The organism is Candidatus Hydrogenedens sp. (assembly GCA_035378955.1).
Taxonomy (GTDB): Bacteria; Hydrogenedentota; Hydrogenedentia; order Hydrogenedentales; family Hydrogenedentaceae; genus Hydrogenedens.
In genome coordinates this window covers 16,160-36,540 of record DAOSUS010000030.1, presented here as the reverse complement: position 1 = coordinate 36,540, position 20,381 = coordinate 16,160, and the positions used below count along the sequence as shown (strand labels likewise).

Below are 20,381 nucleotides of genomic sequence, written 5' to 3'. Positions count from 1 at the left end.
CCATTAAGCAATCCAAAGAATTTTTAACAACTATCCCCGGATTACATTTAAAAACATTGAATATCCCGTTCTACGAGTCTCTGGATTTAATTTGCATCAAAAATATTTTAACTATTTCACAGAGGGTTCCAAACTCTACTGTTCGAGAAGTAGTGAACGCATGGTTTTCTTCAAAATTTATATTGTCATCTTCTGAATATGAATCTACTTGTAGTGCCTTTATTCCACCTGCTTTTCTTGATACTCATCCCGTTGCTTTGACATATTTTAATAAGAACAAACCTTTAACCCGAACAGAATTAAAAACGCTTGGTCTTTCTTTTATTTTTGTATTCATTTCAATCCTATTATTAAAACAACTACTTAATATGTGGTTAAAACAAAAAAGCAAATCTCATGAAGAAGAATTAGAAAAAAGGTGGGAAGAAGTAAAATCTTTAAAATATCAATGGGAAGCAGGACTTTCAAGCGAGGAAATTCTGATTCGATTAAAGCGGTTAAAATCCGTTTATAATTGGGCATTGGAAAGTTATAGACAAAACTTTATCTCCGAAAAGGCAGTTATGCTACTCTACTTAAATATCCTCCATCAATTATTAGAATTTAATGAGAGATATTTTGAATATTTAGATAAGAGCAAAACAATTGCTGAAATTTCGCAGGAAATATCAACAACTCCACCGGGGAAATTTTTGGATATAGAAATACAATCTTCCCAATCTACTTCACGCACTTTTATTAATGAAAAAGATAAATATTTAAAAGCACCTGCATCGCAGCAAATGCCAAAAGAACAGGCACAACAATTGTTATTGTTTAATCTTGATGAAGATAAACAAAAAAAAGATATATTAAATAGAGAGGAAGATACATGAAGAACCAATACATTTCTGATTTATATGAGGGAAATGAGGTAAACGACTATTTTGTTCTCACGGTAAAAAATTTGCGAGAACAACCTTCCGGAGATAAGTTTTTAGGGTTTGTTGTTCGCGATAAAACAGGGGAAATGGGTGGCGTGTTGTGGGAAAAACCCGAAGAGATAGCCAGAAGAATCGAGGTAGGAGATGTAGTAGTAGTCAAAGGAACTATTAAATTGTATAAAGACAAGTTACAAATACATGCAACAAACATAATCCCACTCGCCAAAGAACAATATGCAAAGGAAGATTTAATGTTACCTGAAGAATCCCATACAAAATATTTAACAGAATTATGGGCAATGCTTGATTCAATAAAAAACCCATGGCTAAACAAATTATTACAATCGATCCGTAACGATACTAAATTAATCCATTCTATGCAAAACATACCCGCAGCGAAAAAATGGCACCATGAAGTTCGTGGAGGACTCCTTCGACATTGTTATGAATTGATAAAAATAGCCTCAGTGGTTTGTGAGTTATATCCCAATGTAGATAAGGACTTATTGATAACTGCTTGTTTTCTGCATGACATCGGAAAAGTTTACGAACTAACCGATAACCCCATGCTAATTGATTATACAGATGAAGGGAAATTGTTAGGACACCTTGTAATCGGGGCTATTCTAATATCTGAAAAAATACAGCAAATTGAGGGATTCCCTGAAAATTTACGACTCCACTTGCTCCATTGTATTCTGTCTCACCATGGTGAATTGGAAAATGGCTCTCCTGTCGTCCCAAAAACAGTAGAAGCCATGATATTGCATTATTTAGATAACTTGGACGCACAAACCTATGCTCTAACAAGAATAGAACAAGAAACCTTAAAAAAGGGGGATAAATGGTCTGAGTTTATTAACCTGATTTCTCGACAAATCTGGACGAAAAAAGTGTAATTTTAATCACTATCTTACACTATATTCCACAGGTTTACATATGGCCCTGAAATTCTCAAACGGAGTATCCCCGGGAATTTCACAACCAGCGCCAATCATTAGTGGAGGACCTACTTCTTTATACAATTCCAGGTGTCTTTTATAAATAACATCGGGTGTGGACTCCATAACTTCCCGCACAGGGTCCAGGTTTGTAACCAGAACGGCGTTATCTCCAAGAATCTCCCGTGCTTCTTTTAAAGGAACGAACCAATCCAAATCATATACATCACAGGGCAAATCTTTCCAATACGGCAATAAATGTCTTGTATTTCCACAAATATGCAATCGAACAAATCCTCCTGCTTTTTTTATGGCTTTCATCAACCGATATTCATGAGGGAATATTAAATCACGATAAGTCTCCGGTGAAACTTGACTTGCAATAGCATCTCCAATCCCTATCGTATCTGCTCCTTCTTTCAATTGTGCCAAAGCAAAATTAATTGCCGTATCTACACAAAAACTCATTAATTCATTTACATAGTCAGGTTGAACCAATAAATCCATTAAAAAATCCGTTACCCCTCTTAGATCTGCTGCTTCTGCAGCAGGACCTTCTACCCAACCCATAACAGAGTATTCGTTTTTAGCACGATTTCTCATTTCTCGAACAGCCAAAATTCGGTCATACATCCGCGGTGCATTGTAAGGGTCTGGAACAGGAAGCCTCGTAAAATCTTGATTATCATGCAAAGGTGGATTGGGACAACGCGGAACAGCATCTTCGGGATATTCTAATATCGCTCCAAAACCTGAAGTTTCACGAAAAGGGTCTGATATAGCACTCCACTGGTCATAACCAAAATCCCGAATACATGCTTCATTGGCATTAACAAGCACATTATAATCTGTAACAAATTGACGATAATTACATCCAATATAATGTGTTGCAAAAGACATGATTATAGGCAAACGAGGCAGGAAATCAACAGGCTCATTACGAATTGTTTTCACATACCGTTCATAAGAATTCATACCATACCTTTCCAATTATTGTTTATTTATATTAACATAATTTCTAAACAATATTATCCAATTTTGCCTTTAAATGCTCGCCTGTATATGATTTCTTTACCTTTATTATATCTTCCGGTGGACCTTCTGCAACAATATATCCTCCCTTATCACCTCCCTCTGGACCCAGGTCTATAATCCAATCAGCCGTTCGAATAACTTCAAGATTATGCTCTATTACAACAACCGTATTCCCCAAATCTACAAGTCGGTGTAACACTCGAAGTAGTTTGTCTACATCAACTGCATGCAACCCTGTGGTAGGCTCATCCAGAATATAAAGCGTATTTCCAGTATGCCTTTTTAACAATTCTGTGGCTAACTTAACCCGTTGTGCCTCCCCTCCTGAAAGTGTCGTTGCAGGTTGCCCTAAATTAATATATCCCAAACCTACTTCAAATAAGGTTTCTAAAGGACGCGATATTTGAGGAATATTTTTAAAGAAGTCCATAGCGTCCTCAACAGTCATGTCTAGCACCTCTGCTATATTTTTACCTTTGTACTGGATTTGTAAAGTATCACGATTATACCTCTTACCATGACAGGTACCACAGGGAATATACACATCCGGTAGAAATTGCATCTCGATAGTTAAATATCCATTCCCCTCACATGCTTCACACCGCCCTCCTTTTACATTAAAACTAAACCTACCTGCACTATATCCACGCGCTTTTGCTTCCGGCACCTTGCTAAATAATTCACGAATAGGAGTAAACAAACCTGTATAAGTTGCTGGATTTGAACGAGGCGTTCTCCCAATAGGCGACTGGTCTATATCTATTACTTTATCAATGTTCTGTATCCCTTCTATTTGTGAATAGAATAGTTTGGTTTCGGGTTTTCTTTTAAGAATGGCATTCTGAACCGCAGGAAATAAAGTTTCATTGATTAAACTGGATTTTCCAGAACCCGAAACTCCTGTTACACAAACAAATAATCCCAAAGGGAAAGACACATCTATATTTTTTAAATTATTTAATGAAGCACCTCGTAGAGTAAGCCATTTATTACACGGCTTCCTTCGCTCTTTGGGGCAAAAAACATGGAATTTCCCGGCGAGGTATTTACCCGTCCACGAATCAGCACATTTTGCAATCTTTGATGGTGGTCCCTGGGCAACAATTTTGCCACCATGCACACCCGCACCAGGTCCTAAATCAATAACATGGTCTGCGGAACGAATCGTTGACTCATCATGTTCAACTACAATAACGGTATTTCCTAAATCCCTGAGTTTTATCAATGTTTCAATTAAACGATTTGTATCACGAGGATGTAGTCCAATACTGGGCTCATCTAAAACATAAATAACACCAACCAGTCCCGACCCAATTTGGCTTGCCAAACGAATCCGTTGTGATTCACCTCCCGATAATGTTCCCGCACTACGGTCTAAAGTCAGATAGTCTAACCCAACATCCATAAGAAATGACAATCGTAGGTTGATTTCCTTTAATATTCTCTCTGCTACCCTTTTCTGGAATTCAGACAACTGCAAACTTTCAAAAAAAGACCGTGCTTCTTTTATAGACATCCGCGTCACATCTACAATATTCTTTCCATTTATTCGAACAGCACGCGATTCAGGCTTTAACCTTGTCCCCTGACAGGAACGACATATATGGGTAGCCATATATTTTTCTATCATTTCCCGTGCACGATTGGATTGAGTCTCTTTATACCGTCGTTCCAAATTTGGAATAACTCCTTCAAAAGGTTTATAGGTCTCATAACTGCTATTCGCCATGTGATAGGTAAATCGAATATATTCCTCTCCTGAACCATAAAGAATAATCTCTTTGAATTTATCCGATAAGTTCTTCCATGGGGTTAAAGGACTTTCCCCATAATGTTCACAGATAATACGAAGAGTCTTTCGATACATAGAGTCGAGAATGGGACGCTGACTCCAGGGTTCAACTGCACCTTCTGCTATAGACAGTTCCGGATTAGGAACAACAAGTTCCGGGTCAATTTCAGTCACAGTCCCCAAACCAGTACATACAGGACATGCACCGTGAGGATTATTAAAAGAGAACATTCGAGGCTCTAACTCTTCAACGGAGATATTGCAATCAATACAGGAAAGTTTTTCACTTTGTAGTATTTCTTGAGGTTGATTTCCCGGCGATTCATACCAGATACGAACCAGCCCATTCCCCAATTTTAATGCAGTTTCTATAGAATCCGTTAATCGTTTCTGTATATCCGATTTTATAACAAGTCTATCTACCACAATTTCAATATCATGTTTTTTATACCGCTCTAATTTAATTTCATCATCTACATGATACATCGTTTTGTTCACACGAACACGAACAAATCCAGATTTTTTAATCTCCTCAAATAATTTTGTATAGTTTCCTTTTCTTTGACGAACCACAGGGGCTAAAATTTGGATTTTTGTCTGTTCCGGAAAACCCATAATATTATCTACAATTTGTTGCGGTGTCTGAGCAGAAATTACCTTGCCACATTTGTAGCAATGGGGAGTTCCCACACGAGCAAAAAGCAACCGCAAATAATCATATATTTCGGTTACAGTGCCAACAGTGGAACGCGGATTCCTATGAACAGTTTTTTGTTCTATTGAAATAGCCGGACTTAACCCTTCAATATGGTCTACATCCGGTTTCTCCATTTGTTCCAGGAATTGACGGGCATACGCCGAAAGACTTTCTACATATCGCCTCTGTCCTTCCGCATAAAGAGTATCAAAAGCAAGGCTGGATTTTCCGGAACCACTTAATCCGGTTATTACGATGAGTTTGTTCCTTGGTAAATCCAGATTGATATTAGCAAGATTATGTTGCCGTGCTCCGCGTATAACAATATATTCTGATTTACTCATAAAATACAGTATTTTTGCCCAAATATCCTTTTAAGAATTATTGATTGGATTGGATATTTTCAGATGGGATTGTTGGTGTTTTAACAATTAGAGATTCCTCAATATTCCCATCAATAATAATATCACCTTTAACAGCTTTTAATAGAACCGTATATTTCCCTTCTCGAATCTGGGCTTCTGCTTCCTGCTTCATTCTCGAAAAAACACCTGTTAAAGGAAGGGCTGTATCAATGATTCCCTCTTGCGTTAAGGCTTTCAATTTACAATCCGTTTCAGGAGACAGAAGAATACTAATATTCCCTTTTTCGGTAGAAATATCTACATCCCCTAATATCCCGTTTAGTGCCAAAAAACGAATATCCCCTTCCTGCAATCGTGCTACAATCTTCGATTGAATATCTTCCAAATTTACATTTGCCTGAATAGCCGTTATATTAATAGGCGCCTTAATATTTTTTAATGTTGCCAATCCACCCCGAATTGTTATCTCCCCATCATTACTCATATCTTCTATTCGTATATTCCCTTTTTGGTTAGATACGAAATAAGGACCTTTGCATGTCAGAACAGAAACAACACCTGACCCTTGATTTATGCGTAAAGAACTCTCCATATTTTCACATGCGGTTTGTTCTTCTTTTGACTCAATAGAAACATCTACATTGGGAGGACAAAATACTTGAATATCTATCCTCCAATCTGAAAGATATTCCGGAAGTGCCTCAAAATCCCCTGATGTCATAATATATATTCTATTTTCTGTTCGGTGAAGATTTACGGACACTTTCTCTAATGCCGATGTCGCTTTATCCGCAGAAGATACCCAAACCAAACGAGTCGCTTTTACTCGGATTTTATTGTCATTTGCAGGGAGAATACGAACATCACCTTTTTGATTATTAATTATTAAAACATCATCGGGATTAATCCCTTCCTCTGATGAAAATACTTCACTAAAAGGTTTATAGTTGGATATAGCACTCTGAGGACTGGAAAGTAATGTGTCGCTTTTAAAAAGAGATACTTCCGAAAATACCGCCGTTATTTCAATTTTTTGTTTTGCATCCGGATTGGTTAAATCCAGAGTATTCAATGAGCCCGTGCTTTTTTGTAGAATTGGTAAATCTGTAGTTAACTGACTGCCTAACAAACTACCCTTGACTTCCAGCTGTGAGGTATCTTCAAACTTAATACTTGATTTGCCACTATCCGTATGTAAAACGAACCTCCCATCTCCTAACTTTTGTATTTTTAGTTCTCCCAGAAGATTGTAAATGCTAATTTCTCCTTGCAAATCCTGTATCTCCGCATTCGTTCTCGAAAGATAGAAAAAACCGCCATTTGTAATTTTTTTTGCTTTTAGTGGAAATTCTCCCTGTGCCCTCACAGAAACCCGTCCACTAATATTTTCAAGTTCTACAGAGCCGTATTGTTCATTAATGGTCACAGACCCATCTACATTAGATATTCGCGTATCTCCAAAAAAATTATCAACAGAAACATTTGCAGAATGAGGTAGGGTAATAGCATAATCAATTTTTATAAAAGACACACTCTCTTCGGGAAACTGATTTTCAATCAACAATGTATTATTCTGATTATTGATTCGTGGTTGAAAATTACTTGCTGTTTTTTCAAGGACATCCTGACTTTGCCCACCTAAGGTTAGTGTCGTTTCTACAACGACCAAAGGCTCATTCCATGATTTAATATCAACAAACCCAAACTCATTTTTTATTAGCATATTTACATTTTGAGATACCGAAACCTGATTTTCATATTTCTTTGTAATCGTATAGGGAAGCGATTGTTGATTTCCAAAAAGGTTCGACCTTAAAACCTCATCTGCATAGGAACCTATCTGATGAATACCTTTTATAACCGTATCAAATCCCGTCTTAACACCATCCAGAAGTCTATCCTGCCCGTATGAAGAATAGGCATACAGACAAATACAAATAAAAAGTAATACCATCCTTTTTAAGTTATTCTTCTTTTGCCGCATCATTTTTTACTTGTTAGATAAATAAGAAAATAATTTCCTTACTATTGTTAATACATTATCAGGGGTATTTTGTTCCTCAAGATTTATTTCTGATGATGTGCCTTTATATATATTTTCTACAATTTTTCGAACTTCCGACTCTACCATTCCGCGTAAAGGCACATTAGCCAGCATTCCATAAATCGGTGCTGTTGCTTGCTTTGCTAAATCAGGGTTTTCTTTCACTTTTTCTACCGCATCTCTTAAATCGTTCAAATATTCATCTACAATTTTACCGTGTAACGGATTAATCATAAAATGAATACTTGCAGGTTTTTGCTGGCGGTCAATATGCCATCCTTTCGATTCTAAAATATCTGCTACAGCGTAAATATTTACCTTTGGGGTTTTACTACAATAGGCGAATAATGGTCCTTGCGGTTCGCCTACAATTTCCAGTTCCGGAATTGCCTGAATTCCCTCTTTAAACTTCTTAACAATTTCCGACAAATTCCTTGCATTTTCAATGTATTTCTTTTGTCCCAAACTCATAAGAGTTGCCCATGCAGAAGCAATGGCACCACCAGGACGCGTACCTGTTAAACCGGGTGTCATCACAATACCTCCAGGAAAATTCACCGAAACAAACAATTGGTGTCTCATTATATCCATGGAACGATACAAAATCACCGAAGCACCTTTTGCTGAATAGCCATATTTATGTAAATCTGCGGAAATAGATGTTACCCCTGGAACACGGAAATCAAAAGGAGTAATATCCTCTCCTATTTTCTCTAACCACGGAAGAATAAAGCCACCAACACATGCATCTACATGTAGATTTAAATGATACTCTAAGGCTAAATCACTTAATTCAGATATGGGGTCAATCGTTCCATACGGATAATTGGGAGCAGAACCAACCAGAGCAACTGTATTGGGAGTTATTCTTCGTTCAACCGCATTTACATCCACTTTCCCTGTTTTATTAACAGGTGCATGTATCATTTTTATATCAAAATATTCGCCTGCTTTGAGAAAAGCAACATGAGCAGAATCGGGAATGATAATTTCAGGTACAAAATATTTATCACCGCGTTCTTTTCGTGCCTTATCTCTATATGTCTTCATGGCTAATAAAATACTTTCTGTTCCCCCTGAGGTCATGCACCCTACTGTATTGTTATCTCCATTAAGTAAAGAAGCGGTCATTTGAACAACTTCTGACTCAAACTTCCTCAAACTCTGAAAAGCCATTGGATTTAATCCGTTTTCATGAATATACATATTGTATGCATCTTTAACCAATTCGGAATGCTCTTCTGAAAAATGGAATACAAGACTAAATATACGCCCATCCTCCCAACGAGCATCATTTTGACGGGCTAATTCTAATTCCTTCAACACTTCTTCTTTAGATTTCCCTTCCTGTGGAATAGTTATCACTTTTCAACTCCTATCTTATTTCCTTTGTACTACAACTTTGAGATAAGATTATACCCTAAATAAACTTGCCAATTCTGAAATGGCTTTATATCATTATGCTGCGAAAAGCGGCTATGGATTCTATAATAAGATGATAAACAACCCATGCTATCCCAGCAGATTCAAAAATAACCAAAAGGGCAATTTGGGCATCCCGAATATTACGGAATGTCTTATCCCAGTCATTTCTTAATGGCAAACCACCCATAATAGCAGACAAAATTCCTGTCCACACATAGAATAAAAACGACATGAATATAAATGAATATACATCATCAACATTGGCTAAACTACTCTTATAATAATACGATACCCACCCACGATGTAATAATTCGATACCTTTAAGTAAAAAAAAGGCTATACCATAAACAAGCCCCAATAAAAACAAGGTTAAAATTAACTGATAAATAAGAAAACCCCAATGGATTTTTTTACCGCTATAAGCACCTGAGGAAAAATAAAGATAAAAATAAATAGACAAATATACAATAAATCCAAAACCAAGACATAAGCCCAAAATGGAAAATAACAATCTTATTAATAATACAGGAACTTGAAGCCTTGCAGATAATCCTGCACAAACACCTAACCATATCCTGTTTTCATAATCTAAAGTAAGTTTTAGAGCGGGCTCTCTTGGATGGAGTAATTTTTCAGCTTGTATTACAGGCTCGCCGAATTCTTCATATAAAATTTCGCACAGTTCCTCATCATGAATATAGTTCTTACCCGTTTTTTTGAGTGTAGATATAATCTTAGTTCTTAAGTCAAGAAGTATTTTTTGTCTATTTTCAATATCTGTAGAAGAATTTAAAGATGTATTTACCTCCGTTAAATATTTATTAATAATACTTTCTTGTTTTTTCGTTATAACCACTTTTCTCACCCAATTTTTTTATGATTATACAACAATTTTATATTCATTCATCAACACTTTTTAAAACCTAATTTTTATTTCTTTGTCTAAATAACTGAATTCAAGTTTTTGTTTTATTACCTTTGAAATTTTTCTAAAATACTATAAAAATTATTAATTTATGAAATTTAACTTATTAATTTTATATAATTTTCACACGAAATTATAAAATCATAAATCAAAATTAATATTAATTTATACAAAAAAATTAAGGTTTAGCGGTCATGAATACATTAACAAAGATTCAATTACTTTATCACATTGCTAAATGGAGAGCCACCTGGGATTGGAGAAACACAAAAAAGGCAGTTCGTGTCCCTGGAAACCCAAAATTTATGGGTGCCCGCGAAGCAGTCCGTATGATTAAAGACGGCTCCGTTATTGCTACTTCAGGGCTTGCAGGAAATATGAGAGCCTCTTATATGTGGTGGACAATAAAAGAAATGTTTCAAGAAACAGGGCATCCTTGCAATTTAACTATCGTTAGTGTAGGCGGACAGGGTGGAAGAGGTAAAATTTCTGGAACATTAGAAGAATTAGGTCTACCCGGACTTTGCACGCGTATTTTTACAGGTCATACGGAAACATATAAATCCATTTTGAGATTAGCTGACCAGGGTCGTTGTGAAATCCAGATTATTCCTCAAGGAACCCTTACATTGATATTAAAAGCCATGGGAGAAGAAGGCAAAAACTATGTTATCAACAAAACGGGTACAGGAACTTTCATAGACCCACGAACAGGTAGAGGGACTCCTTTACTTAACGGGAATAAACCACAATATGTTTCGATAATAGATAATGAATATTTCAAATATGAATGTCCCTGGCCAGATGTTGCCATCTTTAATGCTCCCTCTGCAGATAAAGAGGGAAATATCTATCAAAAGAATGCTGTAATGATTGGTGAAAGTTATGAAATAACTAAAGCAGTAAAAAAGCATGGAGGAATTGTTATTGCGAATGTGGCTCAAATTGTGGATAAGAGACACGATGAAATATTCCTGCCTGCTTCAGATATTGATGCCATTGTAGTTTGGAAAGGAACCGAACAAACAGGGGGAGTAAAACATATTCATTACTGGGACTTTCTGACATTAAATAGCAAAACACCGATAGATGAAGGTATTGCAAGGGTTCGCTTTGTAAATAAAGTATTGGGAGTTACCCCTCGTAGAACTACTGCGGACGAAGTATTAGCCCGACTTGCCGCAAAAATATTTGTTCAAAATTCCAAAAAAGGTGACTATGTAGATATTGGTGTTGGACTTCCCGAAGAGGCTTCCCGCCTCCTTTATGAGAGTGGTGCTTTAAATGATATAACCCTGATGACAGAAAGCGGAGTTATGGGTGGTCTGCCCGCACCCGGGATATTCTTTGGTGCGGCAATTAATCCTACTGAAATTGTTTCTTCTGCTACTGTATTCCAGCGAATGTATAAAAGATTAGATAGTGTCATTTTAGGTGCTCTGGAAGTAGATGCTTATGGGAATGTAAATGTTTCTAAACGGGGAGAAGGTGCAATTAATTATGTAGGTCCCGGTGGGTTTATTGACCTGACTACATCTGCTAAAAAGGTATTCTTCTGTGTTGCATGGGGAAATCAATCAGAAATAAAAGTAGAAGATGGAAAAGTAAAAGTATTAAAAGCGGGACAACCTAAGTTTATTGAAAAAGTAAGTGAAATCACATTCAACGGACAAGAAGCCCTCAAAGCAGGTAAAGAGGTGTTTTATATAACCCATATCGGTGCATTCGTCTTAACAGAAAAAGGTATGGAATTACGCTGGATTATGCCAGGAGTAGATATAGAAAAAGACATCTCAAATGTCATTAAAATGCCTTTTATACTTCCAGAAAATGGTCCCCTTGTAGTTGATGATACAATCGTTTCTGGGAGAAACTTTAAACTAAAATTTGAATAACCAAGTAGTTCTTTATTTAGTCATTGGATTTTTTATTATCAAAATGATTATCTAAAATTTGTGGTAGATTTTCAATATATTCAAACCAATTTGTAAATAGAAAATCTGCCGTCGTAGAAGTCATATATTTAAGATTTATCCCGGCAAAAAGACCTGCATAACCACCTACACTTTTTATCCCAACAATATCTGTGGGTTCCAGGTCTCCTAAATGTAACATTTCCTCTGTTTTCACGCCTAACTCATACGCCGTTTTTTCAAACATGATGGATTGGGGTTTAGCAACACCTTCTATATCGGAAAAACGATATGAGGAAATATATTGAGTAAAGCCATGTATTTCAAGTAATTTAAGTAATGATTTTCCTGGTGATATACCCGTATCCGAGATAAGACCCACAGGAACAAACTGCGAGGTATACCGAACCGCCTCTAAGGCATTTTCTATAGGTTCTGGTTGAAATACTAATATTGCAGTAGCAAATTCTTCTGCCAAAAATTCATATTCATGTTTATTAAGTTCTATACCCAATTGCAACGACACCATATCCACTGCATCCTCCGGCGTTAATGTTCGTTGCTCCTCAATATGGCATCGTGCAAATTCTTTTACCACCATAGACATCGCTTCCAAAGCATTATCTAACGATACCCCTTGCTTAAAAGTATTCACTATGGCTTTGGCTCGATACTCTTGCCTTTCTTTACTAAACGCATCTCGAAATAATGTTCCCCAAAAATCAAAACTTACTGCTTTTATCATACAAATCTACTCCAACCATTACTTTTTCCGCAAAATATCTTTAATCTGACTTTGAACAGCACTGACCATTTCATCTTCTACCGTAGGTGACCATTTTACAGGTGAAGCATATTGTTCCTGAATTACTCGTGCTTGATATATATCCAGACGCACTATCTCTCGAGTAGGTATATATAAATTATGTTCACCCATATATCCAAATAACATTATCGGATGTTCATAACGAAAAGCATCTTTAATACGCATACCTATGGGAGCACATACTTCACCCTGCAAAGCGACAAAAATTAGTTCGCCTATTTTAACAACTATAGACTCTTCAAATCTACATGAAAACTCTCTACCATCAGGATTATTTTCGATTAAAAATTCATCATCCGTGCAAATCATATCTGAAGTTTTCTGGGGAAAAGGTATTTTCTCTTTATAGTGTTTAAATAAGGAACGAACCCAATTCGTATCACGCTCCGGGGCAGGATAATGGATATAACCAATATCCGTTGGATAAAAAAAGGAAAGTCGTTGAACATCTTCAAAAGGTATTGGTTTATTTAATGATAAAGGAATAACTTGAAATGAACTAATAATATTCCCATCTATACTTTTTTGTTTATTCTTTGCAATCCGAATCACTTCATTAGCCAGTTCTTTACCATATCTCTGAACAACGGACATAGGGGCATGCATCATATTTTTAGTAAATTGATTTCCGCCACAGGCATCCGCAAATAACACCATTGTATCTGGAAACGCTTCTTCCACATATTTTATAGCATAACCAAAATGTCCTGTATCAATTACATTATTCTGTCCTTTTATATGTAAAGGATGTGTTGGGTGATTAAATAGAATTGCAACAGGATTTCCATCATCTTTCACCACCTTTAATACTTGAACTTCATAATCCACAGGAGCATTTCCCAAACTGAACAAATGATAAACATATCCAAACCCAAATTCTAATGAAACCTGTCCTATTTCATGGTCAATGGCTTCTTGTATTAATTGATAAATTTTTTCTGCCAACCATCTACCATATTCAAAATTCTCCGGCACAATTTGTATTGGGGCACAATGATTATGGGTTGCAAGGGGAATAAAATTTTCTACCGGTATACTTAATTCTTTTTTCAATCGTTCCCGAAGAATTGGTGTAGCAACATCAAGACAGTTCAAGTCATAGGTTACTACTACTACCCGTTGGGAACCATCATTGAGAACAAGAACACGAGCGTAAATATCTCTTCCTACCTTATCCATTTTATTACCAAATACACCAATCGGCTCTCTGGATATATCGGGTGTTATTACACCTTTTGCAACACCCGCAGTTAATGAATACGAATTAAAACTTAAAATAAAAATCAACAAAAACGATAGAAAAATGGTTACTGTTATTTTCATAAAATAATCGTGAATGTTCATATTATTCTCCTCATAAAAATTTAATAATATTTACTTACCATAAATTTCATTTTAACTATCATTATATATATAATATCAATCAGAATAAATTTATTATATTTATTGTTTTTTCAATGAAAAAACTCCGTATATTAGCAGGAATAAATAAATATGCCAACTAAAAAAGAAAAAATTCTAATAGTTGATGACGAATTAATTATTCGTGAATTACTTTTTGACCTTTTGACAGATGAGGGTTTTTTTGTAGAATTAGCATCAGACGGAGAAACTGCCTTAAAAATCATTCGTGATGATAGTGAAATTGCCGTCCTATTTACAGATATTATAATGCCTAAAATGGATGGTATTATGCTGATACACAAAGCAAGGGAACTTAATCCAGGTATTGTCCCTATTATCATGACGGGATACGCAACCATAGAAACAGCAAGAGCCGCAGTAAAAGAAGGGGCTTACGATTATGTATTAAAACCCTTTAACATCTCTGAAATTAAGACGGTGGTAAACAATGCCCTGGAACGCAATCGTCTTATTCAGGAAAATGCCCGTCTGAAAGAAATTACAGAACTATTCAAGATTAGTGAAAATATATCTGCTATAAGAGATGAGGAACAACTTTTTAGGTTTATATTAAATGCAGCACTGGAACATACTCAGGCAAAACGAGGTTCTATACTTGAAGTTGTTGAGGATGGAAAATATCTTAAAGTTGTTGCCAGCACCGGTCTACCTTCAGAAATGAATGGGAAAACCATTCCTGTGGACTTTAAAACCATTTCAGGAATGGTTGTTAAGAACTTAGAACCGTTACTAATTGAAGACATTACTCAAAATCCGAATTTGCAAAATTTTTTAATTGGATTAAAAAATAAATCCTTTATTTCTGTTCCTCTACAGCGGAAAAAATCAGAATTTATGGAGTCCCATCCTTTAGCAATTAATGAGCAGGATGTAATTGCGGTTCTTAATGTCACAGATAAATCTGATGGTGAAGTTTTTTCAGAAACAGACTTAAAAGTATTGAAAATTATAGCCAACCATGGTGCCTCAGCCATAGAAAATGCCCGATTAATTCACGAAATAGAATCCGCACAAAGAGAAATTGTATTCACATTAGGTGAAATTGTAGAAACTCGTTCTCGGGAAACAGGAAGCCATGTAAAAAGGGTGGCAGAATATTCTAAATTATTAGCATTAAAATTGGGTCTATCCAATAAAGAGGCAGAAATTCTTAGATTAGCATCACCTCTTCACGATGTTGGAAAAGTAGGAATACCTGACGCAATATTAAATAAACCTGGACCCTTAACGCCTTCAGAGTTTGATGTAATAAAAACACATACTACCATTGGTTACGACATGTTAAGCAAAACGAAAGGGGTCGTATTACAATCTGCGGCTATAATTGCATTAGAACATCACGAACGCTTTGATGGAAATGGCTACCCCAATGGCAAAAAAGGGAAAGATATACATATTTTTGGAAGAATCGTAGGTATAGCCGATGTGTTCGACGCTTTAGGAGTAGAGCGAGTATATAAAAGGGCATGGACTTTAGATGAAATCAAAGAGTATTTTGGAGAACAACGAGGTAAACAATTCGACCCTGATTTAGTAGATGTATTCTTCTCTAATATTGAAGAAGTATTACAAATTCGTGAGAGGTTTCCTGAAAAAGATTGAATTGCTATTATTCAATTATTCTTTTTCAATATTAGACTAATATTCATAGGCACCCATATCATATTCCGAACCATCCCCGGTAACACCTGGAATTGCATCCCGCCCACGCATATTTCCATCGATATCTGTTAACACATTTCCCCATTCATCAGGGCTTGTGTCCATTCCTCTGTCTATACAGGGAGAACCACTATTCAATCTGAAATTACCTGCACTCGGGAAAATAAATAATGGATCTGAACTTATATTTCCTGTTCCATTTTTTACCTGCTGTGTATCACAATACATAAATACCGCATCATTCCCGAGAGAATATGTTCCCTGCCCAGAATTTTGCCAGATAATAGTATTAGCAAGTGCTACATTACTGTAATAGTTAAATATAGCTCCTCCATGATTTGTCGTAGTTAAATCTGCTTGATTGTCATATAAAGTGCAGTTTGACAATACAACATTTTCACAAAGGTCTATATGTATGCCCCCCGTTCTTTCAATAGAGGTACTAAAATCATAAGCCTTATTTCTAAATCCGATTGTATTTACAATTTTCGCAGAACTTCTTGTTAAATAAATCATCCCTCCACTTGCACGAGAAAAACCATTATGGTCATTTGTAGAAACACTATTATTTCTAAAATCTGAATTTTTCAAATTCATATCACTATACCATAGGTAGATAGATCCACCTAATGCCTTTGCAAAAGCACCATATACGCCACCTCCGACAGTGCCATGACCTATCCCTTCTGCAGAACATGTGTTTGAATAGAATAAACATTTATCTATTGATAATGAAGAGTTATAAGCAAATATTCCCCCACCTGCGGAAACAGCGGTTATATTCTGGGTAGAAGTTTGCCAGATTCCCTGCGTAGAAATACGGTTGGATTCAAAACGGGAATTCTGAATATTAACAACACTATCTGTAACATAGATAGCAGAACCATAATTATAACTGGAAGCAGATGAAATATTTTCTATTACATTCTCAATAAAATTGCAATTGTATATAGATAATTTTCCGCTAATACAACATACAGCAGCACCTACTCCCACCGATTTGTTCTGGAAAAAGGAACAGTTTTTGATAACCATTTTCTTTGCGGGAATATATAAACCGCCTCCGTCTTGAGCATCGCTGTAAACAGAATCATAACGGGCATCTCCCCCCTTTACTATAAACCCATTCAATTCACTATAATTTTCACCTTTAACCACATGCCAGGCTGGTTGTCCATCTCTTGCCACACTACCATTAATAATAGTAATATTCGTTTGATAATTTCTCTGATTCAATTCTGTTTCTATGCCTTGAAAACCACCATAGACATTCACCAATTCTCGAAGTATTAATGCACCATAAGGATTGGAACGAACCTCATTATAATCCCCCGCAGCAACCCATACTTCTCCTCCACCTAATTCGAACGCTTTATCAATTCCTTCCTGCAAAGTAGGGAAAGCGGTTTCCCATGATAATCCATCTGGCTCAATTTCTTCTTTTGTGTTTTTTGTTTGCGGTTTTTTTACATATATTCGTGAACCTTGAATTATTTCAATATAATTCGTCTTTTGTTTTATACTCTGCCCAGCACTGGTCGTAACAGTTAATGTTATCGTATATATACCTGGAGATTGATATATATGAGTAGGATTTCTCAAAAAACTAAAATTTCCATCCCCAAAATTCCACTGCCAGGTAGGTTCGGTTCCATTTCCCATCTTACTTTCATCACGGAATTCAATTTCACTATTTATTATATTTTTTACGGGAGTAGCTGAAAAATCGGCTGTCGGAGGATATGGGAAAGAACTATAAATACGGATATACCCTGCCAGTACAGAAAGCGGGTAAATTAAGCCATCAGGATAACTGGTAGCCATTATGCTCTCTGCATAAATAGAATATACATCATTAAACTCTGCATTCTCAGAAACTTTAAACCTCAAAATAGCATATATACCAGATGTCATTCCCGAAGAGGATGTTCCTGTAGTTGTCAACCTTATTTTACCCGGAATAATCTGCCCTACGGATAAATCCCGACCCGTACTCTGAATAGCCGGACCTATCATAAAATCCAAATATTGTATTCGATTGGAATTAAAAATGAGGTCAAACTGCACATATCCTAATCCAACATTTTTAGTCTCAAGAGTAAGCGGGATATTTATCTCTGTATTAGGTACTGTATCCCTCCTATCAACAACAATCCGAGCATAATTATAAGTTTCTCCTTCCCCTTCTAAAACTCCTTCCGAAGAACCTTCCCCTTCTAAACCTTCAGGAGTTCCTTCGGGCTCTCCTTCGATAATTACAGGACATAAAACAGGTCGAAAGCCATCTTCTTTGGAGGGGTCTACTTCATACCCACATACATTATAAAACTGTACCAAACGAAGAAGTTCATTCAACGATATTCGCCAGGGAGTATTCGATTCATAATCGCTATCATGAGGTTCGCAGGACTGGTCACCTGTTCCCGGTGCATATCCATCTTCTCCTTCCGGGTCACAATGATAAGCACGAGCATTAAAAAACTGGATAATACGCAGAAGCTCGCTTAAATCAATTTTATAATCATGATTTCTATCTGCGGTATGATAATCTCCCTTTACAATTAAATCCTGTGCATAGGAGGTGCTATTAACCCCAATTAAAAAGCAAAAAGAAAGGACAATAACAGCCAGCCTCAAAAAAGTTACTTTACTTTTCATTCAAACATATTCCTATTGTTTTATTTTGACAGGTTTTAGCCCCGCATATTATTATGTAAAAATCCTTTTAAACTATAATATATATAAAAATAACATGTTTCGGGTATTTTTTGCAAGATTTTTTACGGGAAGAAACTTTTTTTACAAGTTCCGAAAATATTTCCACAGGTGGTTGTATTTAACCCCTTAATATAATTCTCAAGTTCCTCCATAGATATTGCCTGATTCTCATCAGTGTCAATCTCCATAAAAAATTCCTGTGTTACCTGAGGATATTTTTGTATAATTTCTGAAAAAATAAGCACTCCATCCCCATCTGTATCGCAATAACTATATGATGAAAATATTTGTAAAGCAAGGTTCCTTTTTGCATTTTTATCCAATGGCTTTACTTTCTGATAACTGACATCCAGACTTATATAAGAAGCATGAGGAATATAAACGCGTTTTTGTGGTGGTGCTATATAACCTTCTATATTAGAAAATGAAATGTCAAAAAAACCTATAGGAGATATTACTATTTTCCCGGAATCCATCCACTCTTCCCGCCCTTGTATTTTCCATTTTGCATTTAGTTTCACTACTTCATCTGGAAAAATATGAACCACAATTCCTCCCGACTTCCAATAACTGACTTCTATAACCTTATCCTCTTTCTCAGCAATTTCTACTTGAATATATTCAGAAGTTGACCAGCCTATGGGTTGAGTGAAAAATACTTTATAAGTACCTGCATAAAGATTTTCCACTTTATCACCACTATTATACAGATTAACATCACCTTCCATTTGCCATTGAGCACCATTTAAAACTGCTTCATCCGGTGTTAATATAACCGTTAAAGAACTGTATAATGGAGTTTCCCCTTCTGTTGCGCCTTCTATTATACCTTCGGGTATTCCCTCTAAAATCCCTTCCCCTTCTGGTGGTTCTCCTTCTCCACACCATACACATCCACCACCATTACCTACATTTTTATTATTTAATACACTTTTTTTATACCCCTCTATACCATATCCATTCAATAAATTCCAACGATATTCCCCATAATTACATACCCCATCTCTGTCAGCATCTCCTATCTTACTTAAATACATTCCCATACTCAGGTCGAATTGCTCCATATTCGGCATCGGCACTTCTAAAGGTAACTCATCTATCATTCCTAATAGCATATCAATTGTCGTCTTCTCACCTACCGTTGTTAATCCTGACACAACACCTTCAAATTTGGCTCTATCAATAAGCATAAACACCAGAGGCTGAATCGTCTGTATTTCATCTGCATATAATCTTGTGCTCTCTACATTATGCCGATACACCTGTTTTACACAACAATGTATCTCCTGGGTATTCTCCCGTAAAACCTCATCCAATAGCCATGCTTGAACTACATCTATTACCCCATTCGTGTCCAAATCCGCTGTGTCCGGGTCTTTTCCTACAAATTCATATAACCAACGCAAATCCTCCTCAAAATGGCTCTCCCCTAAAACATCATCACATTCCAATATACACGGCTCTATATTGCAGGGGTCAAATAAACCTTCTGAAGAACCTTCCCCTTCCGGTGCTCCTTCTATTATACCTTCGGGTATTCCCTCTAAAATCCCTTCCCCTTCTACAAAACCTTCGCCTTCGGTTATCCCTTCTCCTTCGGTACTACCTTCCCAAATACCTTCCCCCTCTGTTGTTCCTTCTATTATACCTTCGGGTATTCCCTCTAAAATCCCTTCCCCTTCTGGTGGTT

13 protein-coding genes are annotated in these 20,381 nt (G+C 36.3%); 4 read left to right on the top strand and 9 right to left on the bottom strand.

Features of this window, described 5'->3' with window-relative positions; genetic code table 11:
• Together PLA12_07915 and PLA12_07910 are read left to right on the top strand one after the other, a co-directional pair.
• Positions 1-875: hypothetical protein (locus PLA12_07915; protein ID HOQ32424.1), on the top strand; the 875-nt coding region annotated here is incomplete at its 5' end.
• A complete protein-coding gene (locus tag PLA12_07910) occupies positions 872-1,822 on the top strand; it encodes an HD domain-containing protein (protein HOQ32423.1) in 951 nt (316 codons plus the stop codon). The genes PLA12_07915 and PLA12_07910, both read left to right, overlap by 4 nt.
• 9 nt (positions 1,823-1,831) lie before the next feature.
• On the opposite strand, the gene PLA12_07905 is transcribed toward PLA12_07910, so the two are convergent.
• The 5 genes from PLA12_07905 to PLA12_07885 all read right to left on the bottom strand — a co-directional run bounded on the left by PLA12_07905 (position 1,832) and on the right by PLA12_07885 (position 10,078).
• The gene (locus PLA12_07905; GenBank protein ID HOQ32422.1) at positions 1,832-2,839 is read right to left on the bottom strand and encodes a uroporphyrinogen decarboxylase family protein; all 1,008 of its coding nucleotides are present in this window, start codon (positions 2,837-2,839) and stop codon (positions 1,832-1,834) included.
• Positions 2,840-2,882: 43 nt separating this feature from the next.
• The gene (gene uvrA, locus PLA12_07900; protein ID HOQ32421.1) at positions 2,883-5,732 is read right to left on the bottom strand and encodes an excinuclease ABC subunit UvrA; all 2,850 of its coding nucleotides are present in this window, start codon (positions 5,730-5,732) and stop codon (positions 2,883-2,885) included.
• A 37-nt stretch (positions 5,733-5,769) separates the two neighbouring features.
• Positions 5,770-7,737, bottom strand: a complete 1,968-nt coding sequence (locus PLA12_07895; GenBank protein HOQ32420.1) for a hypothetical protein — start codon at positions 7,735-7,737, stop codon at positions 5,770-5,772.
• Positions 7,738-7,743: 6 nt separating this feature from the next.
• Positions 7,744-9,162 carry an aspartate aminotransferase family protein gene (locus PLA12_07890; protein HOQ32419.1) on the bottom strand — a complete coding sequence of 473 codons (1,419 nt, stop codon included), beginning with the start codon at positions 9,160-9,162 and terminating at the stop codon, positions 7,744-7,746.
• Positions 9,163-9,247: 85 nt separating this feature from the next.
• Complete coding sequence (locus PLA12_07885) at positions 9,248-10,078, bottom strand: PspC domain-containing protein (protein ID HOQ32418.1); 831 nt, start codon at positions 10,076-10,078, stop codon at positions 9,248-9,250.
• Positions 10,079-10,341: 263 nt separating this feature from the next.
• On the opposite strand from PLA12_07885, the gene PLA12_07880 reads away from it, so the two are divergent.
• Entirely contained in the window at positions 10,342-12,042 is a 1,701-nt protein-coding gene (locus tag PLA12_07880) for a malonate decarboxylase subunit alpha (protein ID HOQ32417.1), read from the top strand.
• Positions 12,043-12,058: 16 nt separating this feature from the next.
• Here PLA12_07880 and PLA12_07875 read toward each other — a convergent pair whose 3' ends face one another.
• Together PLA12_07875 and PLA12_07870 are read right to left on the bottom strand one after the other, a co-directional pair.
• Positions 12,059-12,805 carry an HAD family hydrolase gene (locus PLA12_07875; GenBank protein HOQ32416.1) on the bottom strand — a complete coding sequence of 249 codons (747 nt, stop codon included), beginning with the start codon at positions 12,803-12,805 and terminating at the stop codon, positions 12,059-12,061.
• An 18-nt stretch (positions 12,806-12,823) separates the two neighbouring features.
• A complete protein-coding gene (locus PLA12_07870) occupies positions 12,824-14,230 on the bottom strand; it encodes a hypothetical protein (protein HOQ32415.1) in 1,407 nt (468 codons plus the stop codon).
• Between the two features lie 150 nt (positions 14,231-14,380).
• On the opposite strand from PLA12_07870, the gene PLA12_07865 reads away from it, so the two are divergent.
• Positions 14,381-15,913, top strand: coding sequence for a response regulator (locus tag PLA12_07865; GenBank protein ID HOQ32414.1), 1,533 nt, complete (start codon positions 14,381-14,383; stop codon positions 15,911-15,913).
• Between the two features lie 36 nt (positions 15,914-15,949).
• Here PLA12_07865 and PLA12_07860 read toward each other — a convergent pair whose 3' ends face one another.
• Together PLA12_07860 and PLA12_07855 are read right to left on the bottom strand one after the other, a co-directional pair.
• Positions 15,950-18,631 (bottom strand): PKD domain-containing protein, encoded by a 2,682-nt coding sequence (locus PLA12_07860; protein HOQ32413.1) that lies wholly within the window; start codon positions 18,629-18,631, stop codon positions 15,950-15,952.
• Between the two features lie 122 nt (positions 18,632-18,753).
• The coding region (locus PLA12_07855; GenBank protein HOQ32412.1) for a hypothetical protein at positions 18,754-20,381 on the bottom strand (1,628 nt) is incomplete at its 5' end.